The sequence below is a fragment of the Parasutterella secunda genome (genome assembly GCF_024733725.1).
GTDB classification, from domain to species: domain Bacteria; phylum Pseudomonadota; class Gammaproteobacteria; order Burkholderiales; family Burkholderiaceae_F; genus Aphodousia; species Aphodousia faecalis.
In genome coordinates, this window is record NZ_JANRHP010000003.1 from 179,096 (window position 1) to 196,588 (window position 17,493).

Genomic DNA, 17,493 nt, shown 5'->3' on the forward strand with positions numbered 1-17,493 from the left:
TGTGTGAGTTAGTTTTTCGTTTTGTAGCCCGTTTTCAGGAGCCAGATGCTGACAGAAAAAACCAACGCACAAGCACCTATACCCCAAATTGAAGCCATAAAGGGATTTGTTTCAAAATGACCTAAAAAACCGCCTCTGAAACCATCAATTAGGTAGTAAAGAGGATTAAAAGCAGTTAAATCCTGCCATGGGTTTGGCAGTGCTTTGCAAGAATAAAAAACACCCGATAAAAAAGTGAGGGGCATGATGAAAAAGGTTTGGATCACCCCCATTTGTTCATACCGATCTGCCCAAATGGCAGTGATTAAGCCCAAGGCGGCCATAATGAAAGCCCCCAATAGTGCAAAGCTAAAAATCCAACCGACAGAGTAAAGCGTGGGTGTAATCCAAATAGCAGTGCCCGCCCAAACACAAAGCCCGACAATCAGTCCTCTTAATGTGGCTGAAAGAATGTAGGCAGCAGCGATCATGGTGCTTCCCATCGGCGTGACAAGTAAAAAAGTGAGTGTCCCCGATATCTTTGATTGCACAAAGGATGAAGAACTGTTAGCAAAGGCGTTTTGCATAACAGCCATCATGACAAGCCCGGGCACAAGGAAGTCTAAATAAGGGGTCTGAGTGTCGGTCGGTACTCGACCCTGCAGAGCTACCCCGAAAACAATCAGGTAAAGCAACGAAGAAAGTACGGGGGCCGCAATTGTATGAAAGGCTACTTTTTTGAATCGAATAATTTCCTTTTTCAATAAAGTGAAAAAGGCATCACGGGCACAAAAAGTTTGAGAGCGGACAGTCATTTTTAAAAGGATTGAGTGACTTTAATAAACAGATCTTCCAAAGTAGCACGAGAAGTTTGAAGATTTTCAATGCAGCAGTCTTCTTCCTGAAGGGCCGCAAGAATAGTGCCAAGATCCTTGGCATCCGAAAATCCCATCACAAAGGTTTGTGCTTCAGAGTGCAAAATACGGGGACGAAGTGTTTCGGGCACAGTGCCTTTTACCAAGCGAAACCGAACGGTATTTTGTTCTACAGAATTGAGCAGTTGGTCAGTTGCTCCGCTTGTGACGATTTCCCCGTGATTGATAATGGCAATCTCCGAGCACAGATTTTGGGCTTCTTCCAAATAATGGGTAGTCAGCACAATGGTATGGCCTTTTTTGTGCAGTTTTTCGATGAATTGCCAAAGCTGATTTCGAAGCTGAACATCCACGCCGGCTGTCGGCTCATCGAGCACAATGACGGGCGGTTTGTGCACAAGAGCCTGTGCGACCATAACGCGTCTTTTCATGCCGCCGGAGAGCAAGCGGCACGGGGTCTGCATCTTTTCACTCAGTCCCAGACTGTCAATAATTTCTTCAATCCAGGCGTCATTATTTTTGAGTCCATAGTAGCCGCTTTGGAAGGCGAGCATTTCATAGACGGTTAAAAACGGATCGCAGAGAATCTCCTGAGCAACCACACCGATGTTCATCAGAGCATCGGCAGAATCTTGAGCGATGTCAAAACCCGCAATTCGGATATGCCCCGAGGTAGGTCTGACCAGTCTGACCATAGAATTTATTAATGTGGACTTACCGGCGCCGTTCGGACCTAAAAGACCGAAAAAAGCACCTTCTTGGATTTGAAGAGAAATGCCTTTGAGTGCTTCAAATCCGTTTGCGTATGTTTTGTGCAAATTTTCAATATCAATGATGTTTGAACTCATACCGATCAATCAATTTCATATCGAACCGGAATTTCTAAAGTAGCCGCACGGCGTACCTGGGTTTTTAAACCTTTCAAATGTTGGGCAGCCGACAGAGTTGCTCGTCTAAAGAGTGCGTTTCCTCCATCCTTAAGACGATAATCGGTCACCAGTCCTGAGGCATCAATGGTGACGATCAAAAGTGTTTCACCTTCAAGACCGATATCGCGGGCACGTTTGGGATAACGCTTGTGCTGCTCAATGACTTGTACGATTTGCAGGAGTACATTGGACATTTCATTGTTTGTTTGTCCTGCTCCGCTTGTACTCGGCGCCTGCTTGGCACTGCCGACACTTTTTTTCACCGCTTTCCGCGGTGCAGTTACCGGCTTTTTTTCAACCTTTGGTTTTTCTTTGGGCTTGACTTCAACGGGTTTCGGTTCTTCTTTTACTTTTTCAATGACAGGCTCGGGCTTTTCCAAATGAATTTTCCAAGCACTCGAGGGGACAGTCATGATCACCCAGCGAGGTTCTTTTTTCAACGGTGTTGCAACATTTTCAATGGGCTTAACGGGATTCTGTTCAACACTGGCTTTTTGAGGCATGGCCAGAGGATCAGAAAACTGCAGAAAAGCCAGAGTCAGCAAACTCATTGAAATAACACTTGTCAGCAGTCTGGCCGTAAAGGTCGCCTGCCGATCGTCCGGCCCCGGTTTGAGCGTGTTATAAGCGATATGTTTTATCGGTTTCATTGCTTGGCTTGGGTGCTGATCACAAAGCGTCCCTCATTTTTTTCTTTTGCTAAATCCACAAGTGGAACAAAAGAGTCAAAGGAGGCTTTCCCGTCCATATGAATATTCAAAATAGTATTCGGGGTGGCAATAAGAGCCCCTTCGATTTCAGCCAGAGTTGCCGGTCGGTTGTTCATCCAGTAGGAGCCGTCTGCACGCACGTTGACACTGACCTGGCGATCGGCACGTTTGACTTCAGCTGTTTCACTTTCTGGCAGCATGATTTCCAAAACAGGTTTGGAAAAGCTCATTGTGACGACAAAGAAAATGATGAGCATGAAAAGACAGTCAATGAGAGGCGTCAGATCAATTTGCGGATCGTCATCAATAGGCGAAAGACCGGGCGGCACAAAAATACTCATTTACATTTCCTCGTCGTCATTGATCGCATGGGAGTGATTTTTGCCACGGATGCGATTCATAATCTCAAGGGCACGGTAGCTGTGTTCCACCGCTTCAATATGAAAACCTCGGAATTTCAGCATTAAGCCGTAGTACACCATCAACACAGGAATCGCGATACAAAGTCCCATTACGGTTGTGATCAAGGCTTGCCAGATACCGGCGGCTAAAAGTTCAGTGGAAGGCACTTCTGTAAAGGACAGGGTTTTGAAAACTTCCACCATTCCGAATACGGTTCCAAGCAGACCGAGCAGAGGCGAAATGACGCTGATGAGCTTGAGCCACACCAAGCCGTTGCTAACCCGTTTGAAATTTCGATGAAAGAGGTAAGCAACCTCTGCTCGAATGTCATCGGAGTGGGAGCCGTGCGTGGCGACGATGTCGTAGATGATGCGAATGAGCGGATTAGCGGTGTCCGGATCAATATTTCTCAAACAGCGGTCTTTACCGTTTTCAAGATCCAGAAAGTCGCGTCGGAAGTTTTTCCAGACACGATTTAAATAAGCAACAAGCCACACGGAGACGTACAAAGCGTATAAAGCCACAAAAATCAGAGCAACGCCAGCCGGACCAACTAATGTGTAAAGAGACTGTAAATTTTCCATGACAAGTGACCTCATGCCAAAAATTCGCGGAATGTTTCCGCAGCGGCTCGATAGTCCTCTTCATTGGGATGCTTAGCCGCTTCTTCTCTGCGGGCAACCGATTCCGGCGTTTCTTTATAGCCGGGCATTTTTTGCATTTGTTCAATCAAAACAGGATTAATTTTTCCCTGACACAAGAAAGTCACTTCCAATCGATTGTCACGATCCTCTCCGACAATCGTTTTGCACTGGCGGCTAAACCAGTCCTTTGCCCGTTCGCTTTGCGGGTTGCCGCCCATTGTGGCGTAGATAGCCAGGGATTTTCCTCGGATATAAGGAACAAGTTGGGCCAAATCCGGAGGAAGGCCGCCTTTGTCACACCAAAAACCAACAATGATGCGGTTGTATTTATCCAAGAGTTCAGTGCACTTCAAAACGTCGGTTGTTCGTTTGAGTGAGCACTGGGGATAAGCTTCAGTGAGAGCTTGGCCTACTTTCCAGGTGTTTCCGGTGATTGAGCTGACAATGATGAGCGCAGACATTCGTATATTCCTTCTCGGTTAGCAAAATTGGGCCTTAGCTTTTAAGAAGCCTTCTTTGACCGATTCGATGAGCTGATGATTTTCTCTGCCGACGTAGATACAGAAATGCAGCTTTTGATCTTTTCCGAAAAACGCAACGTAGTGGGATTCGCGTCCCATAAAAGGCATTGAAATGAAAGCCGCGGTTTCTAAGGAATCCGGATTGATATGACCGCCGATGACAGCATCCTTGGCCAAAATGTTGTAATAACCCATGGCGCGTTTTCCGGCAGAAAGTTTGGATTGAATTTCAAAGACATGGCCTTCATGGATAATGAAAAGCGTGACTTTTTCCCACTGACTCATTTCAGACCAAAGGTCATCAAACATATTGATATCTTTGATAAAGGAACAATTTTCAGATGGCAAAGCCTGGGCAGCTTCCAAATCAGAGCAATCCAATTCTCGAGCGATCAACCCCAAAGTAACGGGCTTTTTAGCATTCATCAATTCGTTAATCTTTTCTTGTTTATCCATTGAGATTCTCCGTATTAAATAATTCTTTTCTTTTTAAAGTGTTCATTCGCAGAGCTTGGTCGGCACACAATGTCAAGAGCTCTAAATCGTGGGTAATCAGCAAAACAGCTTTGCCCTGATTGGCTTGCTCCCTCAGAGCATCGGCAACACGTTTCATGTTTGCGCCGTCTAAACCGCTGGTGGGTTCGTCCAAAATTAAAATGTCGGGGTTTTTAGCCATGGCACAGGCAATCACCAGTCGCTGTTTTTGACCGCCTGAAAGTGATTGGGGATGACGATCGGCAAGCTCCTCAAGTGAGAATGTTTTCAATAAAACATCGATTGTTTCCTCACTGGATTGAGATTGGCCGGCAGCAAATAGGCAGGCATGAATTTCTTCGCGAACGCTTTGCATCTGTAACTGATGATCTGCGTTTTGAAGCACAAGACCTGTATGTTTTAACAATTGATTGGCAGAGGTTTGCTGACCATTAAGGTAAAGCGCGCCTGTTCCGACATTTAGTCCTGTAATTAATCTGGCAAGCGTTGTTTTACCGCTGCCGTTTTCACCGATAAGGGCTGTAATGCCGGAGCCCACTTCAAAATGAATATTTTTGAGAAGAATATCGTTTGTATTCTTCGAATTTCCTTTGAATAGTTTTTTGAACTTTGCCAGTTTTGAATGATGGTTGGCCTTCTCGTAATCAAAGGTCAAATCCGCAGTCTTCAATATGGGAGACGGCACATGTTTTTCAGGCAGCGTATTGCGAACATCTTCTACACGGGCTTCGCGCAAACCGTAGCGCTTTCGCATACCGGCGTCTTCAAGAATTGCAAAGGGCCCTCGCTCTTTAATCTCTCCGTGCTGCATCACAATGACTTCATCGGCGACATGGCTTAACCAGTGAAGACGGTGATCCACAACAAGGATGGCAAAGCCTGCTTGTTTCAGACGAAGCAGTTCCTGGGCGAGCCGATCGGTTGCTTCCGGATCCAAGTTGGCCGATGGCTCGTCCAGGATTAAAGCCTGAGGTTCAGAGACTAAGATTTCTCCTAATGCCACTCTCTGTTTTTGTCCTTCTGAAAGGGCAGAAATCGAGTGGGATAAAAGATTTTCAATTGATAATCTCTGAGAGACTTGCTCTATGCGCTCGTTTACAACGGATGGTGCAGTTCCGGATACTTTCAGAGCAAATCCCATTTCATCTTTGACATTTAAAGCGAAGAATTGATCCTCGGGATCCTGAAACAGAGTACCGACTTTGTCTGAAATGGCTGAAACAGAAGTTTTTTGCGAGTCTTCACCAAAGACTGTGACGTGCCCTAAGATTTCGCCTGTGTAGTAATGCGGACACAAGCCGTTAGCGAGCCGCATCAGCGTTGTTTTCCCGCAGCCGGAAACGCCTGTCACTAACAAAACTTTGCCGGGCAGAACCTCCAGATCCAGGTTCTTAACTGCCCAAGTCTTTTGAAACGGATAGCGGTAAGAAACGTTATCGAATTTAATCATGTCGAAAACTCCCGCTATCAAGGCATTCTCGGGACATTAGGGTTTAGGCCCCAGTCGCCCAAATAAATTTCAGCCATCAAGGCAAGGATGATGGTGCAGACACTCAAACCCAATGCCAGCCAATCTTTTTTATCGAATGTTTGTTCAGAAGAAAAAGCACGGGCGGCGTGTTGGCCCAGTCCCCGATCTAATCCCTTTAGTTCGGCGGCAACACCTAACGCTTCACTGCTTTTGAGCGCTCTAAAGAGAATCGGCGTAAAGATGAGCCTTGCGCAAAGCAGTGGATGAAGGCAGAGCATTTTGAAATTTAACTGCCAGCCTCTGATTTTTAGCGTTTCCCAGACTTGGGAGACATCATGGGCAAAAGTTGGAATAAAACGGATCATTACCGTTGAGGGGAGTGTGATGACAAAAGGCAGCCGAAGCTGTGAAAGCGCTGCCATAATATTTTCAATCTTGGTTGAAAGGGCCAGTCCCATGACGAGATTCATCATGGTGAGACCGCGAAGAAAGGGGATGAGTAAATTCTGTACTGTCATCTCTCCCAGAGCAGGGATGAAAAACGTTATAACAAGCGTGCACCCGATAGCCAATCCCATCATGAGCGCCATCAGTAGGTACAAAATAAGAATAAGTGAGATTCTTTTAATCATCAGAGCCATGATGAGACTCATGGCAAAGAGCACTAATTGAGCAGCTAAACTCGAAAAGGCAACCGTTGTAATGGCGCCAAGCAGAGTCAGCAATAATTTAGTGCGTGCGTCGATCTGTGTCAGGATAGAAGTATTCATGTGTTAGCTCCTGACAAGGCCTGCGTGGCGTAATTCTTTCAGGGCTCGGTAACCTGTAAAAAGTCCCAGAAGACAGCCTGAGTATCCAATGAAAATAATCGGTAAGACAGACAGCACCAAGGCGGGTGTTTCACGCATCATGAGATAAGAAACAGCTATCGAGAAGATTTTTGTTCCTAAGTCGTAAACCGCTACACCCACGTATGTTGTCCAAGAGTGTTTAAAACCGCCCGTAATCAAAATAGCTAATTCAGCCGCAAGAGCGCCCACGAGAGCGGCCGGCAAAAGCGTAATGCTGCCGCCCATTAAAAGGACACTCACGATCATTGAAACGGCGGTAAATAACAGAAGTGTTCCGCTTTTTTTGACCTTAGCGAGAAGGACAATTAAGAGTGTTGTAAACACGAGGTTTTTAAGCATGAGCGTGACCGGGTTCATGCCGCCGCCCGCCAAAGCTATTAGGAGAGAGGATAGCTTGATGGCGGCGGCAAAAACTCCGATCATGACGAGTTCTTGCGATTTCCAATAGGCCGGTTTAGCGGTCATTTTCATCACTCGTCAAAGGGCTTAGAACTTAGCATTTAACTTAACCGCGAAGTGCCGTCCGGCTTCGTAGGTTGAACCGTTGTTCTGATACTTTTTATCAGTGATGTTGTAGAAGCCAGCATCTAAGCTGTAAGCATTTTCAGGACCAAATGAAACACCTCCCGTTAAATTGAATGTGGTAGCTCCACCATAGCTTGTAATAGTGGGTTCATCAACACTCATATTGTGACTTTCTGTGGCACTTTGGGAAATTGCGAAAAGGTCTGTACGGAAGAAAGCTCCATCGTACTCACGTTGATATCTGACCCCATAACGAGCAGTTACTTTAGGTGTACCGGATTTCGTTGTCTTAATCCCATTTTCCTGATATTCACGCCGTAAAAGAGTGAGAGTGGTATAGGGTTCAAAATTTCCTATGTTAATGCCCGCATCCAACTCAAAACCCAAAGTTTCTGCTTTAGCAACATTTTGCATCTGAGAATCTCTGTCATTTATATCAATTGCAGTAATGTAATCATCTGCATTGGTGTAGAAAACGGTTGCGTCTAAAGTTAATACCCCGTTTCCGTACCTTGCTCCAATTTCAAAATTGTCAGAAGTTTCTGGTTTGAGGTTTTCGTTTGCTAATTGAATGCCGCCATCCATATTACCCATGGCAGTATCTACATATAATTCTTGTAATAAAGGATAGCGGTACCCTTGTGCCCAATTTGCACGCAAGCTCAAATTCTCAGTAGCTTTCCATGTTGCGCCGAGATTGAACACTGCCTTTCCATCGCTAGAGTCATACTTTTCTTTTCCGACTTTGAAGCGATCGTTATTCAGCACACGATTAGTGCGAACATCCATATCGCTTTGTACCCATGTGTACCGAACTCCATAATTGAAAATAAAGTCAGTCAGCAGGGAACTTTCCATGGTTGCAAAAACTGCATGCCTGGTTTGACTGCCGTTAAAATCCTGATCCTTAAAGGTAGGAATAGTCGTCATAATTGGTGGACGAAATGACACCATTTTTGGTTTATGTCCCTGGGATATGCTACTAGCATCGAGATCATCATTCGAGAATTCGTAACCAGTGATTAAGTAGTGGTTATCTCCCAGTTGCCAGTCAGCTTGAGCGGAAAAACTGGTTGTGTTAGTAACATTGTCTGCACTATTGTCCGATAGAACAGAAACGTTCATAGCAGGAATATCTTGGAAAACATGATTAACCATTTCCTTATGGTTTCTCTCGTAGTATGCATCCAGTCTTAACCGAACCAATTGCTCCGAAAGATTTTTGAATTCTCCGAAAATGGCGCCTTTTGTACGTTGCCACTTTGGTACTTCTACCCAAAACTCATTTGGAGCTACGGTAGATATGTCTGTTCCCTCATAGTCCAGGTCAAAGTGGTTAAAGCTAAAGCCGATTGTTTTATTCGGATCGATATCGTATGAAAGGAAAAGATCTGCGGCTTTGGTATTGGATGCAGTATGGTTCAATTCTCCAACAGGGGTGTCGAGATCATCATTATTTATCGTTGAGGCGCCAATTCTGTAGTTCCAACCGTTGTGTGTGCCAAAAATACTTGCTGATGCACTCTTTCCATTTGAGGAAGAATCAAATCCTGCAGAAACAGATGCTTCAAAAGGCTTTTTCCCACCCTTTTTAGTGATGATGTTGATCGCTCCGCCAATAGCATCAGAGCCGTATAAAACAGAGGCCGGTCCGCGAATTACTTCAATTCGTTCAACTTGAGACGGATCAATGAGCAATGGAACACCGGACATGGATTTTTGTTCCGACATTCTTTGTCCATCAATCATGACAACGGTTCTAAAGGTCCCTTCACCACGAATAGATACACGGTCAAGTCCCTGACCTCCGTCGTTAGTAACGCGGACGCCCGGAACTGTGGATTCCAATAAGTCAGCAATAGTTTTCGCGCCAGAATTTTTCTCAATCTCCTCGCTGGTAATAACAGAAACACTCATATTGACATCAGCAAGTTGCTGTTCAACACGGGAAGCCGTCACAACAACGTCTTGAGCTTTATAACTTTCAGCAGCTTGAGCGCTAATGACAGGGAGAGAAAGGGCCACAGCTAATGCGAGGCTTGTTTTTTTGAAAGAGAGACTTTTTGTCATCTTAGTCAGTAGAGAAACAGTTATTAGCTTTTCTCTTTGGGTTGAAAAATCTTTACTTTGCTTGGGCTAGTCGCTTGCCTAAAACGTTGACCAGTAATTGGGCCATCGTGGTGTGCCAGAATTGACCGGCAATGGTCTGTACCATCCAGTCTCCTACCGGAGTGATCAGTCCGGCTTGGGTCCATTGATCAAAGACATCTTGACTGAGCTGTTGAAGAGGCAGTGAATAAACATCACTAAGGCAACGCATATTGATACGTCCGAGTTCCATTTCAGAAGAGACAGTGCGTAAGGCATGCCAGTGCTTGCTCGGCGCACTTGCAAAGGCAATCGGTTTAATGCCCGCTTCAATTTTCTTAGCCCATTCGTCGTACTTTCGTTCGATCATGAAACTAAAGCCATTGAGTTTCCCGCCGGCCCCGCTACCGAATGCCAGGCAGTCTGCGGCGCTTTTACCGAAGCGGTTGTAAATATTGCGTTCGCGGGAGGTTTGACACCAGTGATTGTTGGACAAACGGCGCCACTGGGCTTTTGTTAAAAGGTCAACAGAACGGGCAAACATCTCGCCTCGTTCTTCTTTGTCAGCTCCTGCAGGCAGTTTGCCGTTTGCGATGAATTTTCCAAGAGGGGACTTTTCGAAGACATTCAGTTGGTAACAGTCCACTCCGTCCAAAGGCAAAGAAATGGCGGTTTTGACGTCATCTTCCCAAACAGCCATATCTTGATAAGGAAAGCCATAGATTAAGTCACAAACAATGCTGGCTTGATTGAACGAAGCGAGTTTTTCGATGGATCGAATCATGGAGTCTCGATCATCGACACGTCGCATGGTTTGACGCACTTGAGTGTTAAAAGTTTGTACGCCTAGGGAGACTCTGTTGACACCAGCTTTAAAGGCAGCCTCCATTTTTTCTTCGGGGAAATGGTGAATCCGTCCTTCAAGAGTGATTTCACAGTCGTTGGCTAGGGGAAGATAGGTTCTGACGGCTTTAATTAAACGATAAAGGTCATGGGGTTCAAGCGCAGTTGGTGTGCCGCCGCCAAAATAAACAGCATGGATTGGCTCATGATTTTGAGCGGCCAAATCGCTCCAAAGTTGTAATTCTTTGATTAAAAGATCTGTGTAATGAAGGCTGGATTCTGGTTGTAGGGGATTTTGGTAAAAAAGGCAGTACAGACAACGCGTTTCGCAAAATGGGATATGGATATAAGCCAAACTTGTACCTTGTCGACTATATCTGTATTGATTCTTAATTACAGAAATAGCCTCATCTCCAACGTAACTTTGTCCAGGAATATGAGTGTGAACGGTAGCTTTTCCACGGAAAGCGTTCTTTAGGGGATTATCAGTGATTTCTGCTTCAAAGTTAACCATGTCCTCAAGCGCAGAGACCTGGCTTCCCATCATGGAACGTTGGGAAGATTCAAAGGATTTATGAAGGCTTTTTAACTGCATTACCAGCCCTTATCAAAAAGATTAGACTAAGAAAATCATTATTAGAAATGATAATCATTATCAATGGAAGTCGAATAATAAGGATCTATTTGATAATTTTCAATAAATCCTAATTATTGGATAGAGAAAAACTATCGAAAATTAAATCTTGATAGTTTTTATAAATGATATAGATTCTTATTTAGTGCTTTCGGCAAGGGCTCTTTTATTTTCTAGCTCTTCCCAACGTTGGTAGCCCTGATTAATTTGCGTTTCTAAGTTTTGAAGGAACTCCGTTTGTTCTTTGATCTCTTGAGCATTATGGCTCGTGTAATAATCTGGAGCATTCATTGACGAAATTAACTCGTCTCGCTCGGCTTCCAACTGCATCAGGTGTTCAGGCAAGGTCTCCAATTCTTTATTTTCTTTGTAGCTTAATTTGATTTTGGTCTGTTTAGGCTTTTTTGGTACAACTTTGTCAGCGATCTCAGCCTTTTTAACAGCTGACTCTACTTTCGGTTTGTAGTGTTGCCAATCTGAGTAGCCGCCAACATATTCTCGCCAAAGGCCATTGCCTTCGGGAGCCAAAACTTCCGTTACAACATTGTCCAGAAATCTTCGATCATGACTGACAAGAATCAGAGTGCCGGGATAGTTTTGGAGTGTTTGCTCAAGTAACTCCAAAGAATCGATATCCAGATCGTTAGTCGGTTCGTCTAACACAAGCAAATTGGCTGGCAGAGCGAATAATCGAGCGAGAAGCAGACGGTTGCGTTCGCCTCCGGATAAATTGGAAACCGGAACATTGGCTCTTCTTGGCGGAAAGAGAAAATCGCCAAGGTAGGCCATGATGTGTTTCTTTGAGCCGCCCACTTCAATCCACTCACTACCCGGTGAAATGGTTTCGGCCACGGTTTTATTGGGATCTAATTGGGCTCGCAATTGGTCAAAATAAGCGATTTGCAGGTTGGTTCCCAGTTTGATTGTTCCGCTGTCAGGCTGGCGTTTCCCCAAAATAAGAGAAATCAAGGTACTTTTACCAACACCGTTGTGACCGACTAAACCTAAACGGTCTCCTCTTAATAACCTGAAATTCAAATCTTTGACAATGATTTTATCGCCAAAAGCCAAGCTGACCTTTTCCAACTCAGCCACAATCTTGCCGCTTTTCATGCCGGCATCAATATTGAGATTGATTTGTCCCAAACGATCTCGTCTGGCGGCACGTTCTTCACGCAAGCGCTCCAGTCGCCTTACCCGACCTTCGTTTCTGGTTCTTCGCGCTTCAATCCCTTTTCGTATCCAGACTTCTTCCTGAGCCCAAAACTTATCAAATTTTCTGCGAGCAATATCTTCAGCCGCCAGTTCCTGCTCTTTTCGGTTTTCATACGCTTCGAAATTTCCGGGGTAACTTCTGAGAACCCCTCGATCCAACTCAATAATGCGGGTGCTGACAGAGTCCAAGAACGCTCTGTCATGAGTGATCACCATTAAGGATTTAGAGCCTCGATATTCTGATTTAATTAACTCTTCCAGAATCAAAATGGCATCAATATCCAAATGATTGGTCGGTTCGTCCAAAAGAAGGAGATCTTTGTTTTGGGTAAAAGCGAGTGCTAAAGCGGCGCGTTTTTTCTCTCCTCCGCTGGCTCCCTGCAGAGGTCTGTCACCGTCAAGTTCAAAACGATGTAAGTACTCATCAAGCCGTGCAATTTGCCGCCACTTTATCTGCTCATCATTTTCTTCGTTAAGTTTTCCACGCAAAATGAGAGATTCTCTGAGTGTATTGGCTTCAGGTAAAAAGGGTTCCTGCTCAACATAGGCAATTCCCAGTCCATCCATGACCGTTTTAGAGCCATCATCAAGTTTGTCTGCTCCGGCGATAACGCGCAAAAGAGAGCTTTTTCCCGTGCCATTGCGTCCAATGACACCAATTCTCTCACCGTCCATCACGGTGAGGTTGGCGTGATCCAAAAGGGGCTGATCGCCGAAAGCCAATTCGGCGTCCTGAAGTGTCAACAAGGTGGTCATAAATGATTTATGGGCGTTGTAGAGGTTGGGCAAGTTGCTCAGCGGTTAGCGTTTCAATTTTCCCATTTAAAATCATGGCAGGCTGGGCAATACGTTCAACATTGGCCGTTAGTCCTTGTCTGAACGATAACGTGCCCGTCGTTCCATCCATATGGATGTCTGGTTGCCACTTCATCCAAACGCAAGCTAAACGATAGGCATCAACACCAAAAGCAAAAAGTCTGCGTTCAAGTAAAGAGGCGGGCGGATTAACACCAAAACTTGCCTTGAAATCAGCATCGTTGTAACGAACAACCAAAGGGGAGTCGACAAAACCGGCGTTTTGAAGGTCATAGGTCAGCGAAGCTGTAACGCTTTGTTCCGTATTGCCGGGATTAATCATGCTTGTGCCCCATACTCGTGTTGTTCGTGGAAGGCGGGGCTTTACGAGAGCCGCCGTTCGAGCATCCATGGCCAAAAAAGCGGCCTGATAAGGTGCTTCTTCAAATTCGACTTTTGCTCTGTATTGTGCCATCAAACGTTCATTGCGCAACTTTACGCGTTGGTAACCATAAGGATCTTCAGTCGCATCCGGCAACTTCTCAAGAGTTGGTTTGGGAATAGAGCTGTTTTCGATGCTGTAAAACTTAGATTGAGCCATGAGCTCTTCAGTTAGTGTCTGCCGAGTAAAGGGGATATTGGCTGCCTGTAATTGTTTGGCATACGTATCGGCGATTCGATGCTCCAGCGGAGAGTCTGCTTCAAAAATAGCGACACTGGGAATAACGCCATCGGTACCGATGGGAAGAGCTTTAATGGCGATGGATGTGATTTGTTTAGCCTCTTCTTCTTGTGAAAGAGAGTAATTCATCATCAATTCCGGTGAAGAGACGCCATTTTGCGGCAAATTTAATGAAACGACCGGAAGCGGCAAAAACGGCAAAAGAGAAATTTCATTGACATCATCGCGACTCACTGGTCCTATCGCTGCTACTGCACCCATCAAAGCGGCATCCTGCAAGTGAGATAAAGCGCTTTGCCCCGCTTTTCTCGGCAACAGGATGATTTCATACGGAGAGGATTGTTGCGAATTCTCGGCCTTGATACCGTTGACAATTGAATTGGCAAAGACGGTTAGAGGATTATCAACTTGCGGCATTAATACGGCTATCTTCAACTTTTGTTCTGAGGTTGTGGGAACAAAGCCTGATTCAGAAACAGCAAAAGAGACAGCTTGTTGAGCTGAGCTCAGCGAACTAAAGCTCGCTACAATAGCCAAACAAAGAAAACGGATAATAGAACGAGTTCTCACGATGCAATCCAAATCTAATCAATGGTCGGAACAATTATTAATGCAAATGGCTGGTCTCGAGTCACAGACCCTCCCTGACTCCACATTGTATGTTGTGGGTCTTCCGATAGGAAATGCCGCCGATATTACTCTCAGGGCACTATGGGTACTCGCTGGCGCAGATATTATCGCAGCCGAAGATACACGAGAAACCAAAAAACTTTTAGAGCGATTTTCTATTTCTGTTCCGACTGTAAGTGTTCGGGAACACAATGAAATTGCTCAGTCCCATATGATAATTGAACGACTGCAAAAGGGCGAAAAAGTAGCTATGGTGACGGATGCGGGAACACCGGCGGTTTCAGATCCGGGAGCCAGACTCGTTCGAGAAGTGATTAAACATGGGTTCCGCGTCATTCCGATTCCCGGAGCAAGCGCTGTTATTACTGCTTTGTCAGCGGCAGGTTTAGAGCCTGCAGGTTTCCATTTTGTGGGTTTCTTGCCACCACAAACCAAGGCTAGACATGAGGCATTGACTTCTCTTGTCGGACAATCGGATAGTTTTGTTTTATATGAAGCGCCTCACCGAATTAAAGATGTTCTCAATGATTTAGGAGAACTGGCACAGCCTGAGAGGCGTATTGTTGTGGCAAGAGAGTTGACTAAAAAATTTGAAACCTTCTCTGTGATGCCAGCCAAAGAACTTTGTGCATGGTCGCAACATCATGAACCGAGGGGCGAATATGTGATTTTGGTTGATGTCGCGCCTCAGTCAGAAGCCTTTCAACTTAACGAAAAGGACAAAAAATGGATCCGTGCGCTGGCTTCGGCAATGTCAGCATCCAAAGCCGCTGCAACAGCGGCCAAAATCGTCGGCAGTACACGTGATGAAATCTATCGCTGGCTTTTGTCCGAAAAGGAAAATGCCTAGAGTTCCTCAACAGATTTGTCTTTCAAAGCATCTGGGATCAGTGCTTTGAAGTCGTAGATGGATTTATCCATCAAATGAGAAGGGGCTACGCGAGTCATACTCATAAGAATGTTGTAGATTCTGCTGTCGTATTTTTGATCCCATTCACGCATCAGAGCCTTGATTTCTGCTCGTTTTTTATTTTCAATTTTCCTACAAATTTCTTTAGAAATAATCGGGTAGTCACGGTACTTGATCCAACGTTCGATTTCATATTCCCGAACATAGGCTAGCGGTCGAATGATGACGTTTTGGCCGTCATCACTTCTTAAAATGGGAGGCATTCCTTTGAGTCTTCCACCGTAAAACATGTTCAGCAGTAATGTGCTGACGATATCATCCATGTGGTGACCCAGTGCGATTTTTGTAACCCCAAGTTCTTTGGCAACTCGATAAATAATCCCCCGACGAAGGCGTGAACAGACTGAACAGACATTTCTTCCTTCCGGTATGACGCGCTTGACAATTGACCACGTGTCTTGATCTTCGATATGGTAGGGCACACCAATCTTTTCCAGATAGTTGGGAATAACCTCTTTGGGAAAGTTCGGCAGATGTTGATCAACATTTAGGGCGATTAATTCAAAAGGAACAGGAGCCCTTTTTTGAAGTTTCATCAAAACGTCAAGCAACACGTAACTGTCTTTGCCTCCGGACATGCAAACCATGACTTTGTCGCCGCCTTCAATCATGCCAAATTCTGCGATAGCTTTTCCGGCCAAGCGCATGATGCGTTTTTCATTCTTTTTTTCGGCGACAGATTTTTTGGTCTTTTTTTCTTCATTGACAGGTGTATCCAAGTCATTTTCAATGACAATGGCGCTGTCTTCGATGATGGGGATAATTTTTTTATCAGTCATGTCGAGTCCTGAAGATTTCTACTGCAGCACTTTTTACATTGGGATAGGCTTGGGTTTTCTCACTTCTGACGAGAACGGCCAAAACAAGCTGATTATTTAAAAGTTTATTGGCAATCTTGTCAATTAGAGTTTCTTGCAGACAAATGTGACCGCTTTGTAGGACCGCGTCAATAGTCTGAATCACTTCATCATAGTTGTATGCATTGTCCAACTGATCTTTTTCGTTTTCTGTCTGCACAAACACTTCGACATTGATAATGACGGGTTGTTTGCCATGCATTTCATGTTCATACGCCCCTATAGAGATATTTTTTTGAATATCTTTGATGACGATATGACGACAAGTTTTAAGCAATGGATCTGTGTACCAACACATCTCAGTTGCACTCCTCAATTGCAAGTAATCGTGCTTGATGTATAGCCTCTCCTATCTTGGATTTATCCAAACAAGAGGCGGCAATTTGTGCGTAGTCTATATGCTTGATTCGATCAAAGGCGTTTTGCCAAACATCAATTTTTAAGTCATAGACAATTTGAGCCAAATGCAAAACGTGATTTAATCTTTCCGGTCTTCTCACCGCATCGCACATTTCAATGAGTTTCAAAACACTTTCAGAATCTGTCTTAACGAAACAACCTTTGAGTTTATTCCAAAGGTTAATCAAATCAATGATTTCGGCCGGTGGTTTCAATCGAGTGATAAAAGCTTTTATCTGTGCGGGATTGTCTTCGCAATGGGTCAGCAATACAAATTTTTCCGATTCCGGAATATCAGTGTTTTGATCCAAACGATCCAAAATATTTTGGCTGATAGGTAAATCGAAGAAAAAACGTTTCCATAATCCACAGGAACGTAAAACAGTCACGAATTGAGATGGTGACTTTTCTTTTAATGTTTTTCGCATTTCAAGAAACACTCGTTCTGCAATCAAGCTGTCAGCCTCACCATTGGCTACCATTTCATTGAGCAATTGTTGTGTTTCTGTAGCGATACTGAACTCCGGCAACTTAGCCTTGAAGCGAGCGATCCGCAATATGCGGACGGGGTCTTCTTTAAAAGCCTCGGACACATGCCGCAATGTTTTTGTCCGGATGTCGGTAAGGCCACCGTAAGGATCTATCAATGTTTTACCATCAAGCGCCATGGCATTAATCGTCAGATCTCTTCTCTTAAGATCCTCTTCAAGCGTGACGTCCTTGGATGCGTGAAACGTAAAGCCGTGATATCCCGGAGCTACTTTTCTTTCTGTGCGGGCCAGCGCGTATTCTTCGTGTGTTTGGGGATGTAAAAATACTGGGAAATCTTTTCCGACCGGCAGAAAGCCTCTATCCAATAAATCCTGAGCGGTAGCGCCGACAACAACCCAATCTCGATCTCCTTTCGTTTCGGGATAACCGAGTTCCTGAGTCAAATACAAATCGCGGACATAACCGCCAACAAGATAAATATGCATA

At 44.8% G+C, this 17,493-nt stretch carries 18 protein-coding genes; 1 reads left to right on the forward strand and 17 read right to left on the reverse strand.

The window, feature by feature from the left end:
- Window positions 1-8: 8 nt before the first annotated feature.
- The 14 genes from NW199_RS04370 to NW199_RS04435 form a co-directional block, all read right to left on the reverse strand.
- On the reverse strand, window positions 9-794 hold the full coding sequence (locus NW199_RS04370; RefSeq protein WP_022473473.1) for an ABC transporter permease: 786 nt from the start codon (window positions 792-794) through the stop codon (window positions 9-11).
- Window positions 795-796: 2 nt separating this feature from the next.
- Complete coding sequence (locus NW199_RS04375; RefSeq protein WP_258333733.1) at window positions 797-1,702, reverse strand: ABC transporter ATP-binding protein; 906 nt, start codon at window positions 1,700-1,702, stop codon at window positions 797-799.
- Between the two features lie 5 nt (window positions 1,703-1,707).
- Window positions 1,708-2,433, reverse strand: a complete 726-nt coding sequence (locus NW199_RS04380; RefSeq protein WP_258333734.1) for an energy transducer TonB — start codon at window positions 2,431-2,433, stop codon at window positions 1,708-1,710.
- Entirely contained in the window at window positions 2,430-2,834 is a 405-nt protein-coding gene (locus NW199_RS04385) for an ExbD/TolR family protein (protein WP_258333735.1), read from the reverse strand. The genes NW199_RS04380 and NW199_RS04385 overlap by 4 nt, the downstream gene beginning before the upstream one ends.
- Window positions 2,835-3,479 carry a MotA/TolQ/ExbB proton channel family protein gene (locus NW199_RS04390; RefSeq protein WP_258333736.1) on the reverse strand — a complete coding sequence of 215 codons (645 nt, stop codon included), beginning with the start codon at window positions 3,477-3,479 and terminating at the stop codon, window positions 2,835-2,837. It lies immediately after the preceding gene.
- 11 nt (window positions 3,480-3,490) lie between these two features.
- Complete coding sequence (locus NW199_RS04395) at window positions 3,491-4,000, reverse strand: flavodoxin family protein (protein ID WP_258333737.1); 510 nt, start codon at window positions 3,998-4,000, stop codon at window positions 3,491-3,493.
- A gap of 18 nt (window positions 4,001-4,018) precedes the next feature.
- Window positions 4,019-4,516 (reverse strand): heme utilization cystosolic carrier protein HutX, encoded by a 498-nt coding sequence (gene hutX / locus NW199_RS04400; RefSeq protein ID WP_258333738.1) that lies wholly within the window; start codon window positions 4,514-4,516, stop codon window positions 4,019-4,021.
- Entirely contained in the window at window positions 4,509-6,005 is a 1,497-nt protein-coding gene (locus NW199_RS04405) for an ABC transporter ATP-binding protein (RefSeq protein ID WP_258333739.1), read from the reverse strand. Before NW199_RS04405 ends, hutX begins: the two co-directional genes overlap by 8 nt.
- A 17-nt stretch (window positions 6,006-6,022) precedes the next feature.
- Window positions 6,023-6,796 (reverse strand): energy-coupling factor transporter transmembrane component T family protein, encoded by a 774-nt coding sequence (locus NW199_RS04410; protein WP_258333740.1) that lies wholly within the window; start codon window positions 6,794-6,796, stop codon window positions 6,023-6,025.
- Window positions 6,797-6,799: 3 nt separating this feature from the next.
- The gene (locus NW199_RS04415) at window positions 6,800-7,342 is read right to left on the reverse strand and encodes an MptD family putative ECF transporter S component (RefSeq protein ID WP_258333741.1); all 543 of its coding nucleotides are present in this window, start codon (window positions 7,340-7,342) and stop codon (window positions 6,800-6,802) included.
- Between the two features lie 21 nt (window positions 7,343-7,363).
- On the reverse strand, window positions 7,364-9,472 hold the full coding sequence (locus NW199_RS04420) for a TonB-dependent receptor plug domain-containing protein (RefSeq protein WP_258333742.1): 2,109 nt from the start codon (window positions 9,470-9,472) through the stop codon (window positions 7,364-7,366).
- 52 nt (window positions 9,473-9,524) lie between these two features.
- Window positions 9,525-10,928 carry a heme anaerobic degradation radical SAM methyltransferase ChuW/HutW gene (hutW, locus tag NW199_RS04425; RefSeq protein ID WP_258333743.1) on the reverse strand — a complete coding sequence of 468 codons (1,404 nt, stop codon included), beginning with the start codon at window positions 10,926-10,928 and terminating at the stop codon, window positions 9,525-9,527.
- Window positions 10,929-11,105: 177 nt separating this feature from the next.
- Window positions 11,106-12,938, reverse strand: a complete 1,833-nt coding sequence (locus tag NW199_RS04430) for an ATP-binding cassette domain-containing protein (RefSeq protein WP_258333744.1) — start codon at window positions 12,936-12,938, stop codon at window positions 11,106-11,108.
- Between the two features lie 7 nt (window positions 12,939-12,945).
- The gene (locus NW199_RS04435) at window positions 12,946-14,229 is read right to left on the reverse strand and encodes a penicillin-binding protein activator (protein ID WP_258333745.1); all 1,284 of its coding nucleotides are present in this window, start codon (window positions 14,227-14,229) and stop codon (window positions 12,946-12,948) included.
- A 1-nt stretch (window position 14,230) separates the two neighbouring features.
- On the opposite strand from NW199_RS04435, the gene rsmI reads away from it, so the two are divergent.
- Window positions 14,231-15,139 (forward strand): 16S rRNA (cytidine(1402)-2'-O)-methyltransferase, encoded by a 909-nt coding sequence (rsmI, locus tag NW199_RS04440; RefSeq protein WP_258333746.1) that lies wholly within the window; start codon window positions 14,231-14,233, stop codon window positions 15,137-15,139.
- Here rsmI and ttcA read toward each other — a convergent pair.
- Genes ttcA through NW199_RS08760 form a run of 3 tightly spaced genes read right to left on the reverse strand, consistent with a single transcriptional unit; the run spans window position 15,136 to window position 17,492 of the window.
- A complete protein-coding gene (gene ttcA, locus NW199_RS04445) occupies window positions 15,136-16,038 on the reverse strand; it encodes a tRNA 2-thiocytidine(32) synthetase TtcA (RefSeq protein ID WP_258333747.1) in 903 nt (300 codons plus the stop codon). The two genes, rsmI and ttcA, sit on opposite strands and share 4 nt — an antisense overlap.
- Window positions 16,031-16,414: a dihydroneopterin aldolase gene (locus NW199_RS04450; RefSeq protein WP_258333748.1), complete on the reverse strand. Its 384-nt coding sequence runs from the start codon at window positions 16,412-16,414 to the stop codon at window positions 16,031-16,033. The genes ttcA and NW199_RS04450 overlap by 8 nt, the downstream gene beginning before the upstream one ends.
- Before the next feature lies 1 nt (window position 16,415).
- A complete protein-coding gene (locus NW199_RS08760; RefSeq protein ID WP_309148114.1) occupies window positions 16,416-17,492 on the reverse strand; it encodes a tRNA nucleotidyltransferase/poly(A) polymerase-related protein in 1,077 nt (358 codons plus the stop codon).
- Between the last annotated feature and the right edge of the window lies 1 nt (window position 17,493).